Annotated in this window: 20 protein-coding genes; 9 read left to right on the top strand and 11 right to left on the bottom strand. The window is 54.5% G+C overall.

Features of this window, described 5'->3' with window-relative positions; genetic code table 11:
- The first annotated feature begins 22 nt into the window (after positions 1-22).
- On the top strand, positions 23-328 hold the full coding sequence (locus AC0V6L_RS01270; protein ID WP_486152396.1) for a YciI family protein: 306 nt from the start codon (positions 23-25) through the stop codon (positions 326-328).
- Positions 329-359: 31 nt separating this feature from the next.
- Here the strand turns inward: AC0V6L_RS01270 and AC0V6L_RS01265 are convergent, their stop codons facing one another.
- The 5 genes from AC0V6L_RS01265 to AC0V6L_RS01245 form a co-directional block, all read right to left on the bottom strand.
- Positions 360-959: a carboxymuconolactone decarboxylase family protein gene (locus AC0V6L_RS01265; protein WP_486152394.1), complete on the bottom strand. Its 600-nt coding sequence runs from the start codon at positions 957-959 to the stop codon at positions 360-362.
- A complete protein-coding gene (locus AC0V6L_RS01260) occupies positions 956-1,486 on the bottom strand; it encodes a YybH family protein (RefSeq protein ID WP_486152392.1) in 531 nt (176 codons plus the stop codon). The genes AC0V6L_RS01265 and AC0V6L_RS01260 overlap by 4 nt, the downstream gene beginning before the upstream one ends.
- The gene (locus tag AC0V6L_RS01255) at positions 1,483-2,460 is read right to left on the bottom strand and encodes a quinone oxidoreductase family protein (RefSeq protein ID WP_486152390.1); all 978 of its coding nucleotides are present in this window, start codon (positions 2,458-2,460) and stop codon (positions 1,483-1,485) included. The genes AC0V6L_RS01260 and AC0V6L_RS01255 overlap by 4 nt, the downstream gene beginning before the upstream one ends.
- A gap of 4 nt (positions 2,461-2,464) precedes the next feature.
- Entirely contained in the window at positions 2,465-3,154 is a 690-nt protein-coding gene (locus AC0V6L_RS01250; protein WP_486152388.1) for a hypothetical protein, read from the bottom strand.
- 101 nt (positions 3,155-3,255) lie between these two features.
- The gene (locus AC0V6L_RS01245) at positions 3,256-3,729 is read right to left on the bottom strand and encodes an Lrp/AsnC family transcriptional regulator (RefSeq protein WP_486152386.1); all 474 of its coding nucleotides are present in this window, start codon (positions 3,727-3,729) and stop codon (positions 3,256-3,258) included.
- 105 nt (positions 3,730-3,834) lie between these two features.
- Here AC0V6L_RS01245 and AC0V6L_RS01240 point away from each other — a divergent pair, with 105 nt between their 5' ends.
- From AC0V6L_RS01240 to AC0V6L_RS01210, 7 genes are all read left to right on the top strand, one after another.
- Positions 3,835-4,860 carry a PLP-dependent cysteine synthase family protein gene (locus AC0V6L_RS01240; protein ID WP_486152384.1) on the top strand — a complete coding sequence of 342 codons (1,026 nt, stop codon included), beginning with the start codon at positions 3,835-3,837 and terminating at the stop codon, positions 4,858-4,860.
- A 114-nt stretch (positions 4,861-4,974) separates the two neighbouring features.
- On the top strand, positions 4,975-5,865 hold the full coding sequence (locus tag AC0V6L_RS01235) for a serine hydrolase domain-containing protein (RefSeq protein WP_486152382.1): 891 nt from the start codon (positions 4,975-4,977) through the stop codon (positions 5,863-5,865).
- Between the two features lie 8 nt (positions 5,866-5,873).
- On the top strand, positions 5,874-6,290 hold the full coding sequence (locus AC0V6L_RS01230; RefSeq protein WP_486152380.1) for a hypothetical protein: 417 nt from the start codon (positions 5,874-5,876) through the stop codon (positions 6,288-6,290).
- On the top strand, positions 6,287-7,723 hold the full coding sequence (locus AC0V6L_RS01225; RefSeq protein WP_486152378.1) for an MFS transporter: 1,437 nt from the start codon (positions 6,287-6,289) through the stop codon (positions 7,721-7,723). The genes AC0V6L_RS01230 and AC0V6L_RS01225 overlap by 4 nt, the downstream gene beginning before the upstream one ends.
- Positions 7,720-8,766, top strand: a complete 1,047-nt coding sequence (locus tag AC0V6L_RS01220) for a class I SAM-dependent methyltransferase (RefSeq protein WP_486152376.1) — start codon at positions 7,720-7,722, stop codon at positions 8,764-8,766. The genes AC0V6L_RS01225 and AC0V6L_RS01220 overlap by 4 nt, the downstream gene beginning before the upstream one ends.
- Positions 8,766-9,062, top strand: a complete 297-nt coding sequence (locus tag AC0V6L_RS01215; RefSeq protein WP_486152374.1) for a hypothetical protein — start codon at positions 8,766-8,768, stop codon at positions 9,060-9,062. The genes AC0V6L_RS01220 and AC0V6L_RS01215 overlap by 1 nt, the downstream gene beginning before the upstream one ends.
- Positions 9,063-9,398: 336 nt before the next feature.
- Positions 9,399-11,789 (top strand): TonB-dependent receptor, encoded by a 2,391-nt coding sequence (locus AC0V6L_RS01210; protein WP_486152372.1) that lies wholly within the window; start codon positions 9,399-9,401, stop codon positions 11,787-11,789.
- Between the two features lie 81 nt (positions 11,790-11,870).
- Here AC0V6L_RS01210 and AC0V6L_RS01205 read toward each other — a convergent pair whose 3' ends face one another.
- Positions 11,871-13,733 carry an AMP-binding protein gene (locus tag AC0V6L_RS01205; RefSeq protein WP_486152370.1) on the bottom strand — a complete coding sequence of 621 codons (1,863 nt, stop codon included), beginning with the start codon at positions 13,731-13,733 and terminating at the stop codon, positions 11,871-11,873.
- Between the two features lie 187 nt (positions 13,734-13,920).
- Between AC0V6L_RS01205 and AC0V6L_RS01200 the strand changes: the two genes are divergently transcribed.
- Positions 13,921-15,435, top strand: coding sequence for an aldehyde dehydrogenase family protein (locus AC0V6L_RS01200; protein WP_486152368.1), 1,515 nt, complete (start codon positions 13,921-13,923; stop codon positions 15,433-15,435).
- A 1-nt stretch (position 15,436) separates the two neighbouring features.
- Here the strand turns inward: AC0V6L_RS01200 and AC0V6L_RS01195 are convergent, their stop codons facing one another.
- From AC0V6L_RS01195 to AC0V6L_RS01175, 5 genes are all read right to left on the bottom strand, one after another.
- On the bottom strand, positions 15,437-16,183 hold the full coding sequence (locus tag AC0V6L_RS01195; RefSeq protein ID WP_486152366.1) for an SDR family NAD(P)-dependent oxidoreductase: 747 nt from the start codon (positions 16,181-16,183) through the stop codon (positions 15,437-15,439).
- The gene (locus AC0V6L_RS01190; RefSeq protein ID WP_486152364.1) at positions 16,176-16,763 is read right to left on the bottom strand and encodes an alpha/beta fold hydrolase; all 588 of its coding nucleotides are present in this window, start codon (positions 16,761-16,763) and stop codon (positions 16,176-16,178) included. The genes AC0V6L_RS01195 and AC0V6L_RS01190 overlap by 8 nt, the downstream gene beginning before the upstream one ends.
- A gap of 245 nt (positions 16,764-17,008) precedes the next feature.
- Complete coding sequence (locus AC0V6L_RS01185) at positions 17,009-17,929, bottom strand: polysaccharide deacetylase family protein (protein ID WP_486152362.1); 921 nt, start codon at positions 17,927-17,929, stop codon at positions 17,009-17,011.
- A 13-nt stretch (positions 17,930-17,942) separates the two neighbouring features.
- Positions 17,943-18,713 carry a maleate cis-trans isomerase family protein gene (locus AC0V6L_RS01180; protein WP_486152360.1) on the bottom strand — a complete coding sequence of 257 codons (771 nt, stop codon included), beginning with the start codon at positions 18,711-18,713 and terminating at the stop codon, positions 17,943-17,945.
- Positions 18,713-19,918, bottom strand: a complete 1,206-nt coding sequence (locus tag AC0V6L_RS01175) for an FAD-dependent oxidoreductase (RefSeq protein ID WP_486152359.1) — start codon at positions 19,916-19,918, stop codon at positions 18,713-18,715. Before AC0V6L_RS01175 ends, AC0V6L_RS01180 begins: the two co-directional genes overlap by 1 nt.
- Positions 19,919-20,013: the final 95 nt, after the last annotated feature.

The raw sequence follows: 20,013 nt of genomic DNA, 5'->3' as shown, positions 1-20,013 counted from the left end.
GCCTGCTAGGGGAGAGCCACATATGACCTTGTTCGCATTCCTATGCCGCGATGGCGCAAACAGCGCGGGCCTGCGCGAAAGGCTGCTGGCCGATCACCTTGCCTATATCGAAACCGTGCTGGATAATATCGCGGTGGCCGGCCCGTTGAAAGAAGCGGGCGAGACCATTGGTTCGCTGCTGATTATCAAGGCCGAAACCGAAGACGAAGCGCGCGCAACTTTCGAAGGTGATCCCTATTTCGCCGCAGGCGTATGGGATGAGGTGAAAGTTGACCATTTCCTCGGCGTGGCGGGCGAATGGGTCGGCGGAGCTGCCTGGAAAAACTGATACTGCACCAAGCGGGGCATCCGTCCCGCCATCAATCCCGTTTATGCCGTCCGGGTTCCCACACATCAGCGGAATAGGCCGCGCTGGCAAATTCCAGCGGTTTATCTTCCAGCTCGGTGGCGAGCGTGTCGTTCCAGCGATTGAGAAAGCCAAACAGGCCGATCACGCCCATAATCTCCATAATCTGACGCTGCGAAAAATGCGCTTCCAATTCGCGGAAATGGGCATCGCTTGCGCCATTGGGCTGGGTTCCTGCTGCCAGCGCCAGATCAAGCGCGGCGCGTTCGTTATCATCGAACAGATCGCTGGTCTGATATTCCCACACAGCCGCGATCTTGTCCGCATCGCCGCCTGCCATCCGCACCGCACCATGCGCGGTGTGCGCCTGACAATACCGGCACCCTGCCGCGCCGCTGGTGATGGTGGCGATCATGCGTTTGAGCACCGGATCAAGCTCGCCCGGCCTATAAATCACTTGCACCAGGCCTTCCATCGCTTCGAGCAATTCGGGCCAATGCGCCATGGTCAGCACATCATTGGGCGCAAACCCCATAATGCCTTCCGCATAGGATAAAGCCTCGCGCGTTTTTGGCGGCAGATCTTCGATTTTGACAGGCGCGATCCGGGTCATTGCGGGGCGGCCTTTTCAAACATGTCTGCGGTTACCTCGGGCGAGAAATTGTCCATATCGCGCCAGATTTTCCAGCCGCCATCCTGCCATTTGTAAACCAGCAGCGAACGGCCTGCGATGACGCGCGGCTCGCTGCCCGGAATGGCAATATCCATCCGGTATTTGGCGGTGACGAACCCCAGATCAGCCGCGCCTGCGCCGCTACCTGTCAGCACTTCTTCGTTTTCAAATTGCAAAACCGCGCTGCCGCCTGCGCGCGATAATCTTTGGAGGAACGTGATGATCGTATCTGCGCCTGCTGATTTGGGCGCACCGTGCGGCATCAAAACCGCATCATCAGCATAAAGCGCGCGCAACGCCTCCCAATCGCCCGCATTATAGGCCCGCTGCCACTGCGCGCCTGCCTGCGCCAGTTCCGCCTCGCGGCTTTCCTGCAAAGCGCTCCATTGTGCTTGTCTCCCTTCAGATGGCTGGCAGGCAGACAGAGCAAGCGCGGCGGGCAGTATCAGGGCAAAAGCGTTTGTCATGGCAAAAGCACCGTTGATCCCGTGGTCTTGCCAGATTGCAGATCGCGGTGAGCTTGCGCTGCATCCTGCAAGGCATAGGTTTGGCCAATCGTGACGGACAATGCGCCTGTTTCAAACATCTGCCAAACCCGCGCCGCGCCCGCTGCGCGCTCTGCTGGGTCTTCGTAATAATGGAACAGCATGGGCCGCGTGTTGAACAGTGATCCTTTCAAGGCCAGAACGCCCACATCCACTTCGCCCACAGGCGCATCGGCATTGCCGTAATTGATGACAAGGCCTCTTTTGCCTGTCGCATCCAATGATGTTTCCCACGTCGAACGGCCAATCCCGTCAAAGGTCACCCGAACGCCGTCCCCGCCAGTAATCTCGCGCGTGCGTGCGGCGGTGTCTTCTTCCTTGTAATGGATGATATGATGCGCGCCTGCTGCGCGCGCGGCTTCGGCTTTCGCTTCGGTTGATACGGTGCCGATAACTTCTGCGCCGATATGTTTGAGCCACTGGCACAGCAGCAATCCGGTCGCGCCAGCGGCAGCGTGAACCAGAACGGGCCAGCCTGATTGCACTTTGCCGCAGCGTTCAACCAGAAATTCGGTGGTGCAGGCTTTCAGGATCGCGGCAGCGGCGGTCTTGTCATCAATGCTGTCTGGCAGGCGGAACAGATGCTCTGCGCCGATATTGCGGTGCGTGGCATATGCGCCGATCAATGGGCCAAATGTTGCGACGCGGTCACCAATGGCAAAGTCTGATACGCCGCTGCCCAATGCGGTGATGCGCCCTGCTGCTTCCAATCCCAAACCGCTGGGCAAGGGCGCGGGATAAATGCCGCGCCGGTGATAGGTATCGATGTAATTAAGGCCCACCGCGCCGTGCTCAATGGTCACCTCGCCGGTGGCGGGGGCAGGGTGGTCTTCAGTGATCCATTCGATCACTTCGGGGCCGCCGGTTTGCTTGATGATGGCGCGTGTGGATTGCATGGTTTCAGATACCTTCGATTTGGGTAGGAGCAGCGCTGCAACTGGCCTGGACCCAGCGCAGATTGATCCCGACAATGTCCGATGTGGGCGCGCCCCAGCTGTAACTTTCCGCGCGAACGGGGTCGTCTTTGTGGATGTAAAGGGCGCGCACGGGTTTGTTCGTGCTGCCTTTGGCCCAGGTCACATTGCGCACGCGAATGGTGACATCGGGGGCCAGCTTTTCGCCTGAAATATCTTCGCCGGCAATATGGATGCGCCCGCCTTGGTCGAATATCGGCATATTGCGCTGAAACGTCCAGTCTTCACTGCCATCGGGTTTGCCTGCAAATTTGCGCACCGCAATCCAGCACATCATGGGCTGGGCCTTGCGCAGCTCGCTTGCGCCCACTTGCCAGCCGCCACCTGCGCGCGGGGAAAGATCAGGGATGGGCGTATCTGTCCATTCGGTTGTGGCAGCGCCAAATGGGTCAATGCGGCGCCATTGTTTGGCCTCGTTGATCTCAAAGCCTGCCCATTCGCCTTGTTCGCGGCCTTCTTCCTCGGCGAAATAGACGTCCTCATTATTGGTCCAGATGCCGGGGGCGGGAATGGTAGGGCCAGACAGGGAAGAGGGCGAAGGCTGCGGCGTTTCTTGAGCAGCGATCGGAGCAGCTGCAAGCAGCGCGGCGGCGATAAGGGGGATGGCTTTTGTCATGACTGCGCGAGCCTACAGCGCTCGCTCCGGCTTGAAAAGAGTTGTCCGGACAAATTATCCGGTCGCTGACTTTGGGATGGGGGCTTTTGGGATGGGGGCATTCAGGCGATGGGCACAGCGGTTTCGTATTTGATCCGCTCCATCGCGAAACTGGCCGATACATCCGATAAAGGTACAGCAGCGATGATCTGTTTGTAGACCCGGTCATAATCCGCGACATCACGCACGAGGATTTTGAGCAAATAGTCAGTGTCGCCTGCCATCCGGTAAAATTCGACAACTTCGGCGATATTGGCGGTGGCGCTCGAAAATTTGGCCAGCCATTCCCCGCTGTGATCGTCGGTTTTGACAGCGACAAACACGGTGACATTCAGGCCAACCGCCTCGGGCGAAACAATCGCGACGCGGCGTTCGATTATGCCTGCCGCCTCCAGCTTTTTGACGCGCCGCCAGCAAGCATTGGTCGACAGGCTTAGATCAGCCGCGAGCGCTTCGAGCGAGACCGAGGCATCAGCTTGAAGCGTCTTGAGAATGGCGCGGTCGTTTGCATCAAATTTTTGCGTAATTTGCTCCATGTAGGAGAAATTATCACAGGCCGGTGCAAATTGACAGAATTTTTCGCAATGATTTCCCACACCACAAAAGGCGATACTGCGCATGTACTTGATAAAGGAAACGCAATGCTCGATCAAACCTCCACCAGTGCAAAACTGGGCTGGGATTGCCTGGAAAAACTGGTCGGAAAAACCCCGCTAATCCGCCTCGAAATTCGTTTCGGCGGGCGCGATTTGACCATCTTTGCCAAAGCGGAAATGTTCAATTATTCGGGCAGCATCAAAGACAGAATGGCCTTGACGATCTTGAAGCGGGCAAGTGAAAAAGGCGCGCTACAGCCAGGCCAAGCAATTGCCGAGGCAACCAGCGGAAACGCGGGAATAGCGCTGGCTGCAATGGCCCGCGCACTGGGTCATCCGATCACGATTTTCATGCCTGATTGGATGAGCCAGGAGCGCAAGGCATTGCTCAAAAGCCACGGCGCAGATCTGGTGCTGGTCTCCAAAGAGGAAGGCGGATTTCTGGGCTCCATCGCGCTGGCAGAAAAGATGGGCCGCGAACAAGGCGCGTTCCTGCCGCGCCAGTTTTCAAACAGCGACAATGTCCTCGCGCACTACAACGGTACCGGCCCTGAATTGTGGTCACAAATCGCAGGCCAACATGCCGAACTGGGCGCTTTTGTCGCAGGGGTCGGCACCGGCGGGACAGTCATGGGGGTTGGCAGCTACCTCAAAAGCCAGGACCCCAGCATCGCCATCCACCCGCTGGAACCTGCCCAGTCGCCAACTCTGACAACGGGCCACAAAGTAGGCTCGCACCGCATTCAGGGGATCTCCGATGAATTCATTCCCGACATCGTGAACCTCGATCAGCTAGACGATATCATTGCGGTGGATGATGGCGATGCGATCTTGATGGCGCAGAAATTGTGTTCAGAGCTGGGCTTGGGCGTCGGCATTTCAAGCGGCGCAAACCTGATCGGCGCGATCCGTCTCGCCATGGCCCGCGATGATGGCAAAGCGATAGGGACCATATTTTGCGATGGCCTGCTGCGGTATCTCTCAACTGATCTGTGCAAGACAGAGTGCGTCAAACCGGGATTTATCGCGCCCGATGTCGAGATTGTGAGCACCAAGGTGATACCGTTTTGAATGGGACGGCGGTGATTTCACCGCCTAGATAAATGTCCGCCAGTTGGAGAAGCGCCTGGCCCATCTCCCGAAAGATCATAGCCGGGCTTAGTCATTGCCCCATAAGGTTATGCAATGAACCATTCCATCTTTCAGACTATGACCCGGATTGTCGTCCTGTCAGGCGCGGTGCTGACTTTGTGCGCATGCGCCACTATGCGTGCAGAAAATGAAGCAGGCGATGCCCCAAGCCGTTACAGCGCCGCGGATGAGGCCATTTACCTCGCCCGGTTTCAGAGGCTTGCAGAGGGTGGAAGCGGAGGAGCTGGATTGGGTTCATACGATCCGCTTGAGCCTGTTAAGGGCGCATCGGTCCCTCAGGAGTTTCAGCTCACAACCACCACGACCGTAACACCTGCAGCATTGGATGAAGCAGCCCAGTACGCCGAACAACGGAGCAGTTCGGCCCTTATCGTCTGGCGTGATGGCGCAATCGAGCGCGAGGCGTATTTTGGCGATTTTGATGCCGCCACTGCGATGGTGTCAAAGTCTCTTTCAAAACCCATCACCGCTTTGATCGTTGGCCGCGCTTTGCAGCAGGGGCACATCCAGTCGCTTGATCAATCAGTGGCCGATTTCATTACGGAATGGCAAGGTGATGAGCAGCGAGAGAAAATCTTGGTTCGCCACTTGCTCGATATGCGATCCGGGCTTTTGCCGCAGGGTTTTGTGCGCGATCCGCAGGATGTTCTGAACCGAGCATATCTCCATCCGCGCCATGATGAGGTGATCATTCACGATTACCCACTGACGCATGAGCCGGGCACGCGGTATGAATATTCGAACGCGACTTCGGAACTTGTCGCTCCGCTTATCGAGCGAGCAACGGGTATGCGGTATTCCGAGTATGTAAGCCGCGCGCTGCTTGAACCGATTGGCGCTGCGGGCGGCTTTGTTTGGGTCAATCGCGATGGCGGGATGGCCCATTCGGGTTGCTGTATGCTTCTGCCTGCACGCACTTTTTGAAGATGGGTGTGCTCGTGCTGCAAGACGGGGTGTGGGATGGCGAGCGACTGCTGCCAACTGGATATGCCGATCAGATGCGCACTGGGACCACCGAAAACCCGCATTACGGGTTGGGGCTTTGGCTGGCTGGCCCCTATTTAGAGCGGCGTGGTTTTGCTCACCCTTCAAATCCATATGGCAAAGTGCTGCATTCTGAGCCTTATGCAGACAAGGACATTGTTTTGTTCGATGGCAATGGCAATCAAACTGTAACCATCATTCCGTCCAAAAAAATGGTAGTTTTGCGATTGGGCGGTCGTCCGCCAGAAAAGCTCGAATGGGATAACACTTTTCTTCCCAATCTTCTCATCCGTGATCTGGCCGAAAAGGGTGGCGAAACGCTGCCTGTGGCACAGGCTAAGCCAGCAGAGGCGCAAGTTCAATGAACGCTAGCGTCGCAGATAATGCAGGTGAAAGCGCCATCGGGAAGGCAAGCGTTCAACCCACTACAAAATTGCCGATTGGACTGAAGATAGGCTGGGCATCTGGCGCATTCGGTGTCGCGATATTGATGAATGGCATCTCTGGCGTAATTCTGGGTTTTGCCGGCACAATTCTTGGGATTGACCTATGGCTTGCAGGTTTAGTGATTTTTGTGAGCAAGCTGTTTGATGTCGTTACCGATCCTATTGTCGGGATGTGGAGTGACAAGCACCATTCAAGCAAAGGGCGGCGCAGGCCGTTTTTGCCGTGGGGCGCGTTTTTGAGCGCGGCCAGTTTCGCAATGATCTTTACGACGCCTATTTTCGACAACCAGTATCTTACAGCGCTTTATCTTTTCGGTGCGCTCTGTGTTTATGCCTTCGGCTACACTCTTTTCAACATCCCTTATATGTCGATGCCGGCAGAGATGACGGATGACTACCACGAGCGTTCTTCGATCCACGCTTACCGCATTGTGTTTGTAGCACTGGGGGGAATGGTAGCGGGTTCGGGTATCAAGATCGCATTGGATGGATTGGGTGCCAATGATATCGAAAGCTGGCGGATCGTAGGCGTCGTGTGCGCCGGAATCATCCTTACAAGTTTGATCGGCGCTTATCTGAGCACAGCCAAGGCGCGTTTCACACAGCCTGAAGAGAGCATTCCCGAAACCAAGTTTTCGCAGTTGAAACGCGAATCCAGCGCGGTCTTGGGTAATCGGAATTTCGTCCGATTGATTGCCGTCAAATTTTCGCAATTGATGGGTGTCCAGACCATTGGCGCAGCGATGCTGTATTTCTTCGTGCAGTATCTGAAAAGTGATTTTCAGACATTGGGTATCTTTTTCATTATTGTGACAGTGTCGACCATTTTGTTCGCGCCCGTGATGGTGAAATTTTCCAAGATCTACGGGAAAAAGGCGGCCTACTACCTCGCAGCGGGAGCAAATATTGCTTACGCGCTAAGTTGGTCATTGGCAGTCCCCGGCGAACCGGAATGGTCCATCCTGGCAAGGGCATCGATTGTGGGCATCGCGTTTGGCGGCAACGTTGTGATGGCGATGAGCATGCTCACCGATATCATCAATGAAGATGCAAATCGCACTGGCGTAAGGCGCGAAGGCGCATTCACCGCGCTCTACAGTTTTGTTGAAAAACTGACGGGAGCCATCGGACCGCTCATTGTTGGCGTTGCGTTAAGCGTTGTCGGTTTTGACAAGGATTTGCCATTTGGCGCCGAACAAGGCGAAAACGTGAACACGGCGCTTTTGCTTGCAGTTTCGTGGTTGCCCACCATTTTCAATCTCATCGCAATCTGGCTCCTGTCTGGGTATGATCTTACCGAGGAGGACGTGCAGAAATCAGCTGACTTAAAACGTACAGGAACGATCTCATGAACCAGCACATCAACGCCCCTGAACTACGCCAGCGTGGTCGCGCTTCGGTGGATTTTCTGGTCCAGATGCTTAAATCATCGGGCCCGATATTCGCGCAGGTCAATGCAGAGATTGCAGCAAAACTGCCTGATCCTTCAGTGCTCCCAGATGATTTGGACGATCGGCATGCAACCATGGATGAAATGCTCAGTGACAGCGATGCATTTGCAGCGCAGCGTCTGTTAGGTGACTGGCATGGGCGCATGCACGGCCGCGTTTCCGCAGAGGCGTTTGCCGAGATTGAGAATGACCTCGCGCCGGTGATTGAGGCAACGTCAAAAGGTCCGGCAACAATCGAGTATGATGCCGATCTGGAATTTCCCGACTATTATGATGGCGTCAATTTCCACCGCACAACCGGTGGTTGGACTGATAATGCCAATCAGGGATTTATCCACGGGGAACTGATCCATCGCAAAATGCTCGGACAGACATTTCCGGGCGGTATTTTTCAACAACGACTTAATGTCGCCGCGATGGCTCCGCGCGATCAATACGATAACATCCTCGATATGGGCTGTTCTTCGGGCCATTTCACCTACGCTCTGCAAAAGACGTATCCCAGCGCTCAAATTACGGGGATCGATTACGCCGCTGAAATGATGGAGCACGCTTGGCGCACTGCCAACGCGAATGGTTGGAATTGGAAACTTTATCAACGCGGAGCGGAAGCGACCGGCTTTGCGGATAACAGTTTTGACCTGGTTGCCAGCTACATAGTTCTTCATGAAATGCCTGAAAATGCCATTCGCAAAATGTTTGCAGAAGCATACCGTGTGCTTGAACCTGGCGGTGATATGCTAATGAGCGATGTGACCCGCTATGCCGACTTGGACAAGCTGTCGGTTTGGAAAGCGGACCGAGGCGCAAAATACGGTGGTGAGCCGCATTGGCGAGAGAGCGCCCAGCTTGATTTTGCTGCGATTGCTAGTGAATGCGGGTTCACTGAGGTCAAAGCCGAAGGGCAATATCCGCACGTCGTCCAAGGTAGAAAGCCTGCATAATGACGACTGAGGATCCAAAGAGCTTCAATCTACCTGATGGCGCTCTGCTCGGCGAGGGGCAGATTGACAATGTGGGGCGCGCACTCATCACATTGATGCGCGAAGTTGCGGTGTTGAACGACCGGGTCCAGGTTATGGAAACCCTGCTTGATCAACAAGGTGTTGTCGCATCAGAAGCAATTGATACCTTTCAGCCTGACGAAGCATATCAGGCCAAGAGCGCGGCAACGATGGGAGCGATCATCGGCAATGTCATGGCAGCGCTTCAGGGTGCAGATGGCGACACAGGTAAATAGCAGCCCGCCGCTTCGCGCTCAAAACCCCTGAGAACCAGATTACGCTACAATTGAGGCCTGACAGCCATGTTCGTCAGCCTGGAACAGTGTGCCAGCGGACTTCGTATGCGCTTCGAGCGAAGCGAAAGGCGGCTACGCCATGTCAGACATTCTGTCTGAACAATGGTGAATCTTGATAAAGTTTAGCGCCAAACAGCTCCGTCTAACCGACGAATGGATAAATGCGGGCAATTAGCTAGAGGACTGTTTGTCCGACCAGTCACCAATGCTCTGTAGCGTTATTAAACGGAGGTTATCACGATGTCGGTTTCAAGAAAGTTTCGTAAGGCAACCCGGTTGCTCGCATCCACGGGCGTTGTTGCGGCTCTCATGAGTGGCGCTGGCACCGCAGCTCTGGCTCAGGACGGGGAAGAACCGGCGGCCGCTGAAGACAATGGCAACGTAATCATCGTGACTGCACGGTTTCGCGAAGAGAACCTGCAAGATGTTCCTATTGCGATCACGGCATTTACCGAAGAAGACATCGAGCGCCGCGGATTGCAGGAATTGGATGACGTTGCGCGTTTCACGCCAGGGTTTAGCTTTGAAGACTTCTCTGGCGGTTTTGCTCAACCGACCATTCGCGGTCAGGCCACCACGCGTGTCACCGCTTTGGAGTCAAATGTTTCGACTTTCTTTGACGGTGTTTACATTCCGCGTTCTTGGGCCGTAGATATCGGCACGACCAATTTGCAGCGAGTTGAGATCGTCAAGGGTCCACAAAGCGCGCGCTATGGACGCAACGCTTTTTCTGGTGCGATCAACTACATTCCGCGCAAAGCTGAAATGACAGGCGACATATCGGGCACAATCGATGGGACCGTCGGTACTGATGAGCGGTATGATTTTGGCGCATTTCTCAATTTCTCTGTGACCGACAATTTCGCGCTTGCGGCCAGTTATGATTACTCCAGCTTTGATGGCTCATGGGAGAATGCGCATCCTTTCGCTGATCTCGATATTCCAGGTTCGAGCACGCAAGGTAACGTTGGCGGTTGGGACAATGAGGCTTTGTCCGTATCTGCAATCGCAGAGCCGTTCACCGGCGTTACGATTTCAGCATCATATAACTATTTCGACACCCAAAACGAAGCGCGCGCGTCGCGCTACTTTGCTGATAGCACTGGAGGGATCCTTGATCCGGAAGCCAGCCTCGCCTTGACACCGATCACCAATGGCGGCGCGCTGCGGTTTGGCGCCTTTTCCCCGCTTTTAGTGGGAGAATTCCCCGATCCTGCTGATGTGGTCCTGACCGATCCACGCAGCTTTGCAAACCAAGCGGAAACTGGGATTTTCCGTGCCGAGATCAACGCAGAACTCACAGACACGCTGACGTTCAACTACATCTTTGGTAATGTGAATGGTGATGTGAATATCGGCACAAGCGGCGAACCAGACCCGGTTAATTGCGGCACCGTGGTGAACATCGTTGTGCCTTTGTGCAATTTCCAACAGACACCAGTCGGCGGAATTGATTACGACACGCACGAAGCAAGATTGACATTTGATAACGATCAAATCCGATTTGCTGTTGGCGGCTTCATCTCAAGTGGACGTGATCAAAACACTTTCACGTCTATCAACATCGCGCCCATCACCGATCCAAATAACTTTGCACCCTTCAACGGCACGCCTGCGCCCAATTTCGATGTGTTCGGGCCGTTTAATATTGTGCTTGCTAACGAAGACACTGAAACTGATGTCTCCTCCGTGTTTGCGGAGCTCTTCTGGACTTCAGCCGATGGACGGCTGACGCTTGGTGCTGAAGGGCGTTATTCCGAAACTGAAATTACCGCGATCGACAATCGCCGATCAGTAACGTTGAATGACACTTTCAAGGAATTCACCCCGCGCTTTACCGTGGACTATGAATTGAACCCTGATGTGCTTGTTTTCGGTTCAGTCGCACGCGGAGCCAAGGCTGGCGGGTTCAATGTGACGGCGCGCCAAGTGGAGGACTCTGTATTCGATCCAGAAGAAAACTGGACTTACGAGCTTGGCGTGAAAAGCACTTTGATGAACGGTGATCTCATTTTCAACGCCTCAGTCTTCTACACGGATTGGAGCGACATTCAGGTCAATGCAGCTGATGAGGATCCAAATGATCCGTCAAACCCAAACGTGCCGTCGATCACGCAGAACCTTGGCAATGCTGAAGTGTACGGCGTTGAACTGTTCACTCGGTGGCAGGCGAGCGACAATTTTAGCATTGATGCGACATTTAGCCATACCGAAGCCACCTATTCCGACGATACCGTTGATAGCAGGTTTAGCCGCGGTACTCCCGGCGTTTCGGCGCCTTGTGATGATGTCGTTTGCAACACAAACGGCAATATTGGCGGCAATGAAGTTGAACGTCAGGCTCCGACACAAGCGTCACTTGGCGCGCAGTGGGAAGGGGAGTTTGGGCAATCCAACAGCTACTTCCTGCGCGGTGATGCCAGCTGGCAGAGCGACTTCTTTGCTGACAGTGCGAACCTGTCGATCATTCCCAGCCGGTTCCTTGTAAACGCAAGCGCTGGGATCACGTTCGATGATCGCTATACCGTTCGCATATGGGCGCGCAATTTGCTCGACGAGGCGTACACCTCAAACGCTTTTGTCGTGCTGCTGCCGTTCGGCAACACATATGGCCAGTTCTTTGGTGAACGACGGACCATGGGTGTGAGCGCTTCGGTCGACTTCTAAGGCGTTGAGCCGCGGACAAGAATGGCGGCGGAGTGTTTGGCTCCGCCGCCTTTTCTTTGAGCAGGCTTCAAACAGCACATGCTATTTTTGGCGAGCGGCAAATCTCTCTTGAACGTGGTTTACCACGCCGGGATTTTCGATTGTTTGGGGCACCGTAAATGCCGATCCATTGGTGATCGCACGCAACAGGTTGCGCAGGATTTTACCGGATCGCGTTTTGGGCAAAGCATCAAGAGCAATGCAATCGCGCGGTGCTGCAATCGGGCTGATCCGGTTACGCACGGCCTGCGTGATCTGGCCTACGGGGTCGTTTGTTCCGCCTGGCGATGGAACAAAGAAAACCACGGGTACTTCGCCTTTCAGTTCATCATTGCCGCCGATGACTGCGCACTCGACAACGCAGTGGCATCCCGCGACGACCTCTTCGATTTGGCCGGTAGACAGTCGGTGACCTGCGACATTGATGATATCATCGGTGCGGCCCATTACACGATACGCACCGTCCTCGCCTCTCAAGCCTGCGTCGCCAGTGGCGTATTCACCTTCAAACGCGGTGAAATATCCCTCAAACCCAACTTTGTTTTGCCACAACTCTCGAAAGCTACCGGGTGGGAGCGGTTTGCGAATGATGAGATTGCCGGTGGTTTCAGATGGGACCGGGCGTCCAGTTTCATCCAGCACGTCAAAAGCAAATCCGGGTACGGGATACCCTGCCGCACCAATCGCGGCAGGTTGACTGCCAAGCCCAATGCAAGTCGCCAATGCTGGCCAGCCTAATTCGGTTTGCCACCAGTGATCTATGACCGGCCGATTAAGCTGTGCACCGATCCATTCTACCGTGTCAGGATCAGCGCGCTCACCGGCGAGAAACAGTGCGCGCAGACAGTCTGGTGCTGCTTTGGCGAGCAATTCGCCGTCAGGATCGGCTGCGCGAATAGCGCGAATTGCGGTAGGAGCGGTGAACAAGGTGCGCACGCTGTGCTTCGTCACTATTTCCCAAAACACGCCCGCATCGGGTGTGCCCACTGGCTTTCCTTCAAACAGGACGGTGGCATTGCCGTTCAACAATGGCCCGTAAACGATGTAGCTGTGCCCTACGACCCATCCGATATCAGATGCGGCCCAATAGGTTTCACCCGGCTTTGCGCCGTAGATGTTGGGCATCGACCAAGCCAGCGCTACGCCGTATCCTCCCGTCTCGCGAACCACGCCCTTGGGCTGCCCAGTCGTGCCTGACGTATAGAGGATGTAAAGAGGATGATCCGATGCAACTGGCACGCATTCGGCCGGCCCCGCTTTTTCCAATGCTGCTTGCCAATAGACATCGCGATCATCCGACAATTCGACTTCGCATTGTTGACGCTGCCATAAGGCGACTTTGGGCCGCTCACACTGCGCCAAGTCCAGCGCTTCATCAACGATGGGCTTATATGGGATCACCCGAGCACTCTCTATGCCACAAGAGGCTGTGAGGACGAGGACAGGGTGGCAATCATCCATGCGCTTTGCCAGTTCTGCAGCAGAAAACCCTCCAAAAACCACCGAATGCACAGCGCCTATTCGCGCGCAGGCAAGCATGGCAAAGATCGCCTGCGGGATCATGGGCATGTAGATGATGACCCGGTCGCCCATTGATGCGCCGAGCTGCGCGATCATGCCGGCGGTTTTAGCGACTTCGGTTTGCAATTGGGCGAATGTGTAGGTGTGCGAATTGCCCGTTACAGGGCTCTCATAAATAAGCGCTGTGTCATCGCCGCGTCCTGCATCTACGTGCCGATCGACCGCATTATGGCACAGATTGAGCGTCCCATCTGCGAACCATGCGGCATCATTATGCTCTAGCGCATTTGTTGGGGGCGTGCTCCACTCGAGCGCCTTTGCGGCATCGAGCCAAAACGCTGCTGGATCGCTGATGCTGGCCTGATAGGTTTTCTCATAGTTCATCTGGCAAACTCTCTTTTCGCGGATCTTGGGCCGCTTGCATTTTCCAAGGAGGGTTATGCGATGCCTCGTTAGTTACGCTAAGCGAGCCACGCTCTTGTCCACCCTTCGGTGAGTTGCTGTTGAGCATCAGTCACGCGTAATGAACGTGGCAATACGGTGAGCATTCCTGATAAAATAAGGCACGACCATGACAGACATTGCGATCAACAAGCCAGATCCGGGCAAAGCTGCAGCAGCATTTCTGGCGCGGCCGTCACAAGGGAACTTTATCGATGGTTCATGGACTGCTGCGCAGGCCGGAACAACCTTTGATACTTTGGATCCTGCGACAGGAGAGGTCCTTGGCCAATTGCCGCGATCTGGTGCCAATGATGTAGATGCTGCGGTCAAAGCCGCTCGGCGGGCATTTGATGATGGACGCTGGTCTGGTTTGACTCCGCTGGAACGCAGCAAGACGCTCTGGAAAATTGCCGATCTGATCGAGGCTAACATTGATGAGCTGGCAGAGCTTGAAACACTTGACCAGGGCAAGGCGCTGTATGTCGGCCGCTGGGCCGAGATACCGGGCGCTGTGAATCAGTTTCGCTATTTCGCTGGCCTTGCAACCAAGATCGAAGGGGCAACCATCCCGACATCGATCAATTATCAGCCAGAAGGCAAAGAGGTTTTTGCCTACACGCAAAAAGAGCCAATTGGCGTGGTAGGCGCGATTGTTCCGTGGAATTCGCCCCTGGTATTGACCGCAATGAAACTCGCACCAGCATTGGCGGCGGGCTGCACTGTTGTTTTGAAGCCAGCTGAAAACACCTCTCTCACGGCTGTCCGATTGGTTGAACTTATGGCCGAAGCCGGTCTGCCAGATGGGGTGATCAATCTTGTATGCGGGTTTGGCGCAGAAGCAGGTCAGGCGCTCGCAGCACATCACGGTGTCGATAAGGTTGCCTTTACAGGGTCAACAGCAACCGGGCGCCGTATTTTGGATGCGGCCAAGGGTAATCTTAAGAAAGTTACGCTTGAGCTTGGCGGCAAATCGCCAGTGATCATCATGGACGATGCCGATGTTGATGCTGCGATTGCAGGGGCAGCCAATGCGATATTCTTTAATGGCGGGCAGGTGTGCATTGCGGGTTCCCGGCTCTATTGTCACCGCACTTTGTTCGACAAAGTGACGGAAGGGATCGCGAGCATCGCGGCTGGTATCCAGCTTGGCCATGGTCTTGATCCGTCCACCCAAATGGGACCGCTTGCGTCGAAAGAGCATTCGGCCAAGGTTGGCGACTTTATTGCAGGTGGCCGCAAGGCCGGGGCCAGCGTGCTTTGTGGGGGGGATGTCGCTGGCCCCAATTCAAGCTTTGTTACACCAACCGTGTTGACCGATGTTAGTCCCGATATGGAAATTGTTCGCGAGGAAGTGTTCGGGCCAGTTCTTGTGGCGACGCCTTTTGATGATCTCGACGAGGTCGTCGCAGCGGCGAATGATAGCGATTACGGTCTGGCTGCAGGCATATGGAGCGAAAGTCATTCCAATGCGATGCGGCTTGCCAATCGTATCAAGGCAGGCACCGTGTGGATCAATAGCCACGCAATGTATGACCCTTCACTGCCGATTGGCGGGATGAAACAGTCAGGCTGGGGCAGGGATAGCGGGCAGGCTGCGCTTGAGAATTATCTGGAGTTGAAAACGGTGTGCTCAGTCTATTGAGTTAGGCTGTTCTGGCCCCGTCAATGGGGATTACTGAACCGTTTAGGTAACTAGGCGCATCGGCCAGCAGCCAGCGCACCGTTTCGGCTATCTCGTCCATTGCGCCAAACCTGCCAATCGGTGTTTCTGCACGCAGTTTCTCAAAAATCTGCGGAACTGATTTTTCAATTTGAGCAAATTTTTCAGTTTCTGTAATGCCGGGCGCGATCGCATTGATACGTAGGCCTTGCGATGCGTATTCAATCGAAGCTGACTTGGTAAGACCTATCAAACCCCACTTCGCTGCGGAATAATCCGCCATATGGCGCGTCCCGCGCAAGCCCCCTGTGGAACTGTTGTTCACAATCGCTCCGCCGCCGCTTTTGATGAGAAGCGGGATTTGGTGGCGCATCAGATAAAACACGGCATCCAAATTGACAGCAATGCTGGCGCGCCACCGATCAAGCGGCATCTCATGCAGCGGCCCATCACCAAGAGTATCGCCAAGATTATTAAATGCACCGTTGAGAGTGCCGAACTCTGCTGCAATCCAGTCAACCAGATCAGCGCATGATTGTGCATCGGTGCCATCAAATGATCTGGCGCTCGCGCTACCGCCAATGTCGCCTATCATTGCTGCAATTTTCGCGCATTCGTCGCCTTTTCGTGATGCGACGATCACGTGTGAGCCGTGCTTTGCAAGGTAAAGTGCAGTTGCTTTGCCCATTCCCGAGCTTGCCCCTGCGACAAGATAAACCGGCTTATCCAATTCCCAGCTCTTTCATAAAGCTTTCAATAGCTTGCGCTTTTGCGGTCGGCGTTGTGCAGTTTGACGCAGTCCGGACGTCTGGCACCAACGCCGCGATCTGCGCAGTTGAAGGATCAAGAGCATGGTCACAATCGCTCAATACAAGAGTGGGCACATCAATCTGCGTGAGCGCGCGGCGCACCTCATGGCTGAAAACAGCCTCATAAGGCATGTGATATGTTTGGAGGTTGCTTAGCACATCCAGTGTGAGTTCATGGAGCAATGCCGGATCAAGCGAACCGCCCATGCGCATATGATCGGCATCTTTCTTGTAGTGAGGAAAGAATATCATTTGATCACGAATGAAGTTCCAAGCCCAATGAAACTGCGCGCCGTTGGGTTGAACGGTCTGTGGCGGGGCATAGTGAGTACGGAATTCGTCGCGGGTTGCGTCATCCAATAATGCAACGCCGTCAAGCACCAGTGCTTCGACTTGATCAGGCCGGGCGATTGTCCATTCAATCGCGATATGAGCGCCAGTATGTGTTCCGTACAGAACGAGCGTATCCAACTCTAAGGCGATCGACCCGCGCGCGATCATATTAGCGAAATCTGCGATTGAAGGCTTGTTCATTGCAGGAGCGCAGGATTGCCCGTTGCAAGGGGTGTCAAATGCGAAGAGCGATATGTCTGCGCAAATCGCTTCCATCAAGGGCTCAAGCGACCGCGAAGACGACGGAGAAGCATGGAGCATGGCCAATGCGGGCGCGCGATCTGAACCTCTGCGTTGCCGCAGGTGAAGTTGTCCTTCAGCAATCGAGGCATACGCTTTGTCTATTGCTGTGCTCAAGTCTTCAATTGACCCGCAAAATGCGCTTCATGGTTTTCGACGTACCAATCCGCGATTTCCTCACGCGTTGCCCACCAAATGCCATCGAGCCCTTGGGCGTATTCGATAAATTCGCGCAAAGCCCGAATGGTGTAGGCGCGCCCCGATACGTGCGGATGCAGCCCAACATTCATGATCCGTCCGCTTTTCTCACCTTCTTTGTGCAGCACTGATAGTTCTTCGATCAACAGATCGCGATATTCATCAGTCGTGCGATTGTTTCGGGTGAGGATGGTGAAGTCATTGATGACATTTGAATAAGGTGTCGCCACGATGGGGCCAGCTTCTGTGCGGATCATATAGGGCTGATCGTCATTCATTATGTCGCAATATGCTTTGAACCCTTCTTCCACCAAAATCGTTGGAGTGTTCAACGTTCCGCGTAGCGAACTTGATAACCACACTTTGGGTTTGCGCCCGACATGTTCTTCATAGATCGCAATCGATCGCTGGATAATGTCGCGCTCGGCAGCGATGTCATCATGAAAATCGGTGAGCAATTCGCCCTGCTCATAATTATGCGCGACCAGTTCCCAGCCACGTTCAAGGCAAGCATCGGTCATCGCCTTGCGTCGCTCAAATGTGACCGCATTGGTCGTACAGCCGGCCTTGGCGCCCATTTCGTCGAACATCTCAAACATCCGCCACACACCGATGCGTTGGCCATATTCACGCCAGGAATAGTTGGGGTAATCCGGTATACGTCCAGCGAGCGCGTTAGGCAGCAAAGCGGGACCGCCCGCGTAATAGGGTTTGTCGGTATCCTTGACGATGTCCCATGTTTCCAAATTGAAGGTAAACATCAGCGCGACTTTTGCGCCGCCTGGCCATTTGAGTGGCGCACGCTTTGAAATTGGAACGTAATCGTATTCGAACATTGTTTGATGGTCCTTAGAATTCTTGAAGCAGACGGCCAAAACCGTAAACTTTGTCGGTAATGCCATTTTGGCGCAGCGCGTTCCAATAAGTCGCTGTGTTGATCGCAATCACGGGCTTGCCAAGGTAAAGCTCTGCCGCCGCTGCCAGCCTTGTCATCGATAAATTCGTGCCGACTTGAACAAGTGCGTCCACATCATCGCCATCAAGGCTGTGCAATTCCTCCCGCAAAGTTTGGGTCGGTACTTGTGCAATGGAAGTCCAGCTGGGGCATTTCAGACAAGTATCGCGCACCACTTCGATACCATGGTCCGACATGAAATGGGCAACCTGCGCGTTCGCGCTAGGGTAGTAAGGCGATACTACAGCGATCTTTTTGATGTGGCCGCCATACGCGGCGAAAGCCTCAATCAAGGATTGCGACCCCGTGCACAATTTCAGGCCTGCTGCATCCTCGATATTGCTCCGCCATTCTTCTGCGCCTTTCGCGCCGCCGTAAAAAGTGACCGCGCTCATTCCCATGACGAGATAATCGGGATTGCATGTCAGGACGCCTCTTACCGCGTCCAGTGTATTGCGGCTGATTTCAAGCGTGCCCGCCATAAACGTCTCATCCGAAATCGCTTGTGCATCATCAACGACAATCCGGCTGTAATGATTGGTGACGCCTGGTACCCGTAAGTCATCAAAATCGGGCTGGACGATTGTATTGGTTGATGGACCAAGCACACCGAACAACCGCCGATGACCCAGCGCGTCGGGATTGGGGCGAGATTTGCCGGGCATCAAGCTATCGCCCTCTCATCCTCCAGACATTGGATCATAGCTTGCCGCCTCAAAAACTCGCGCCGCCGTTCTGGATTGTCTTTGGTGGCGAGCAGATCGGCCTTGCGCTTGTCATGCAGATTGCCTTGACCGTCGGACAGATATTCCATGTTCTTGATAGTCTGAGCCTGGATGAAGTCATGCGTTGTAGTGCGGCGTTGGCGGTCAAACAGGCCCAAAGCTTCGGCTGGATCAAGCCCATAGTTGAAGATACCATCCAAACGTTCGCACAGATTGAAGGCATCATGAATGCCGCTGTTCATTCCAAACCCGCCGATTGGATTGTTCAAATGTGCGGCATCGCCGATGATTGCAACGCGGCCATCCACGAACTCTTTGGCGACGCGCTGATGCACCCGGTAGATAGTACGATGGAAAGTTTCGACGCTCTCACCATCCCCAAGCAGTCTATCGAAAACTTCATTTTTCTTAGCGTCGCCGCGCAGTTCTGCATCTGACATCTCGTCTTTGGCCGGCACAAGGATCCGCCAGAGTGAGGGCACTCGCAGCAGCACCATCCACTCCTGCGGATCAGAAACGTAATTCACATAAGAAAGGTTGGCCAAGTGCTCTTCGAGCGGCACTTTTGAGGTGTAGCACAAGAAGCGCTCGGGATAGGTGAACCCGTCAAAGCCGGTTCCAAGCCATTTGCGCACCATCGAATTAGAGCCATCAGCCCCGATGAGATATTCGGCATTAATCTTTACGATTTCCGTCGGGCTTTCGACGAAAACATCAACGCTTTTCGCGTCTTGCTCAAAACCAACAACGCGGTGATTGAACAGCACTTCTGCGCCATTGGCATTTCTAACGGCTTCCGAAAGCATGCGCGAAAGATGATATTGTTCGCACTGAACGCGATAGGGAAAGCGTGTAAGGTCGGACAACTCGCTGAGGTCAAAATCGATGACTTCGCCCGACTGGCGCTCTCTGAAATGATAGATAGGCGCTTTCAGGCCCATTTCGATCAGCTTTTCTGTAATCCCGAAATCATCAAGCATTTCCAGAGTGGGCGGGTGGAAAGTCGACGCTCTCAAATCCAGGGCACAATCCTCCTGCGCTTCAACAAGCACAACCTCAATGCCTCGCTGTGCAAGAAGGTAAGCTGCGACGGTCCCAACCGGGCCTGCGCCCGCGACAACAACTTTGGTCTGATACTCTTTCATTGAGTGCTCCAAGAATAGATCTCGAAATCCTCATTAGGTTTGCTGCACATCTGAGCGGCCAAATTTGGGCAGCGTCTCCGCTGTGCGGTAAGCCG

It is taken from the genome of Erythrobacter sp. JB1-15, assembly GCF_057365035.1.
Note: the sequence above shows the minus strand (reverse complement) of the source record. Positions and strands in the feature narration are given on the sequence as shown.

What these genes read in the sequence shown, in the direction of transcription:
- AC0V6L_RS01175 (WP_486152359.1), bottom strand. Translation starts at nt 19,918, where the DNA reads ATGAAAGAGTATCAGACCAAAGTTGTTGTCGCGGGCGCAGGCCCGGTT.
- AC0V6L_RS01205 (WP_486152370.1), bottom strand. Translation starts at nt 13,733, where the DNA reads ATGAACTATGAGAAAACCTATCAGGCCAGCATCAGCGATCCAGCAGCG.
- AC0V6L_RS01220 (WP_486152376.1), top strand. Translation starts at nt 7,720, where the DNA reads ATGAACCAGCACATCAACGCCCCTGAACTACGCCAGCGTGGTCGCGCT.
- AC0V6L_RS01215 (WP_486152374.1), top strand. Translation starts at nt 8,766, where the DNA reads ATGACGACTGAGGATCCAAAGAGCTTCAATCTACCTGATGGCGCTCTG.
- AC0V6L_RS01245 (WP_486152386.1), bottom strand. Translation starts at nt 3,729, where the DNA reads ATGGAGCAAATTACGCAAAAATTTGATGCAAACGACCGCGCCATTCTC.
- AC0V6L_RS01225 (WP_486152378.1), top strand. Translation starts at nt 6,287, where the DNA reads ATGAACGCTAGCGTCGCAGATAATGCAGGTGAAAGCGCCATCGGGAAG.
- AC0V6L_RS01240 (WP_486152384.1), top strand. Translation starts at nt 3,835, where the DNA reads ATGCTCGATCAAACCTCCACCAGTGCAAAACTGGGCTGGGATTGCCTG.
- AC0V6L_RS01190 (WP_486152364.1), bottom strand. Translation starts at nt 16,763, where the DNA reads ATGATCGCGCGCGGGTCGATCGCCTTAGAGTTGGATACGCTCGTTCTG.
- AC0V6L_RS01260 (WP_486152392.1), bottom strand. Translation starts at nt 1,486, where the DNA reads ATGACAAACGCTTTTGCCCTGATACTGCCCGCCGCGCTTGCTCTGTCT.
- AC0V6L_RS01180 (WP_486152360.1), bottom strand. Translation starts at nt 18,713, where the DNA reads ATGCCCGGCAAATCTCGCCCCAATCCCGACGCGCTGGGTCATCGGCGG.
- AC0V6L_RS01250 (WP_486152388.1), bottom strand. Translation starts at nt 3,154, where the DNA reads ATGACAAAAGCCATCCCCCTTATCGCCGCCGCGCTGCTTGCAGCTGCT.
- AC0V6L_RS01185 (WP_486152362.1), bottom strand. Translation starts at nt 17,929, where the DNA reads ATGTTCGAATACGATTACGTTCCAATTTCAAAGCGTGCGCCACTCAAA.
- AC0V6L_RS01235 (WP_486152382.1), top strand. Translation starts at nt 4,975, where the DNA reads ATGAACCATTCCATCTTTCAGACTATGACCCGGATTGTCGTCCTGTCA.
- AC0V6L_RS01265 (WP_486152394.1), bottom strand. Translation starts at nt 959, where the DNA reads ATGACCCGGATCGCGCCTGTCAAAATCGAAGATCTGCCGCCAAAAACG.
- AC0V6L_RS01270 (WP_486152396.1), top strand. Translation starts at nt 23, where the DNA reads ATGACCTTGTTCGCATTCCTATGCCGCGATGGCGCAAACAGCGCGGGC.
- AC0V6L_RS01200 (WP_486152368.1), top strand. Translation starts at nt 13,921, where the DNA reads ATGACAGACATTGCGATCAACAAGCCAGATCCGGGCAAAGCTGCAGCA.
- AC0V6L_RS01255 (WP_486152390.1), bottom strand. Translation starts at nt 2,460, where the DNA reads ATGCAATCCACACGCGCCATCATCAAGCAAACCGGCGGCCCCGAAGTG.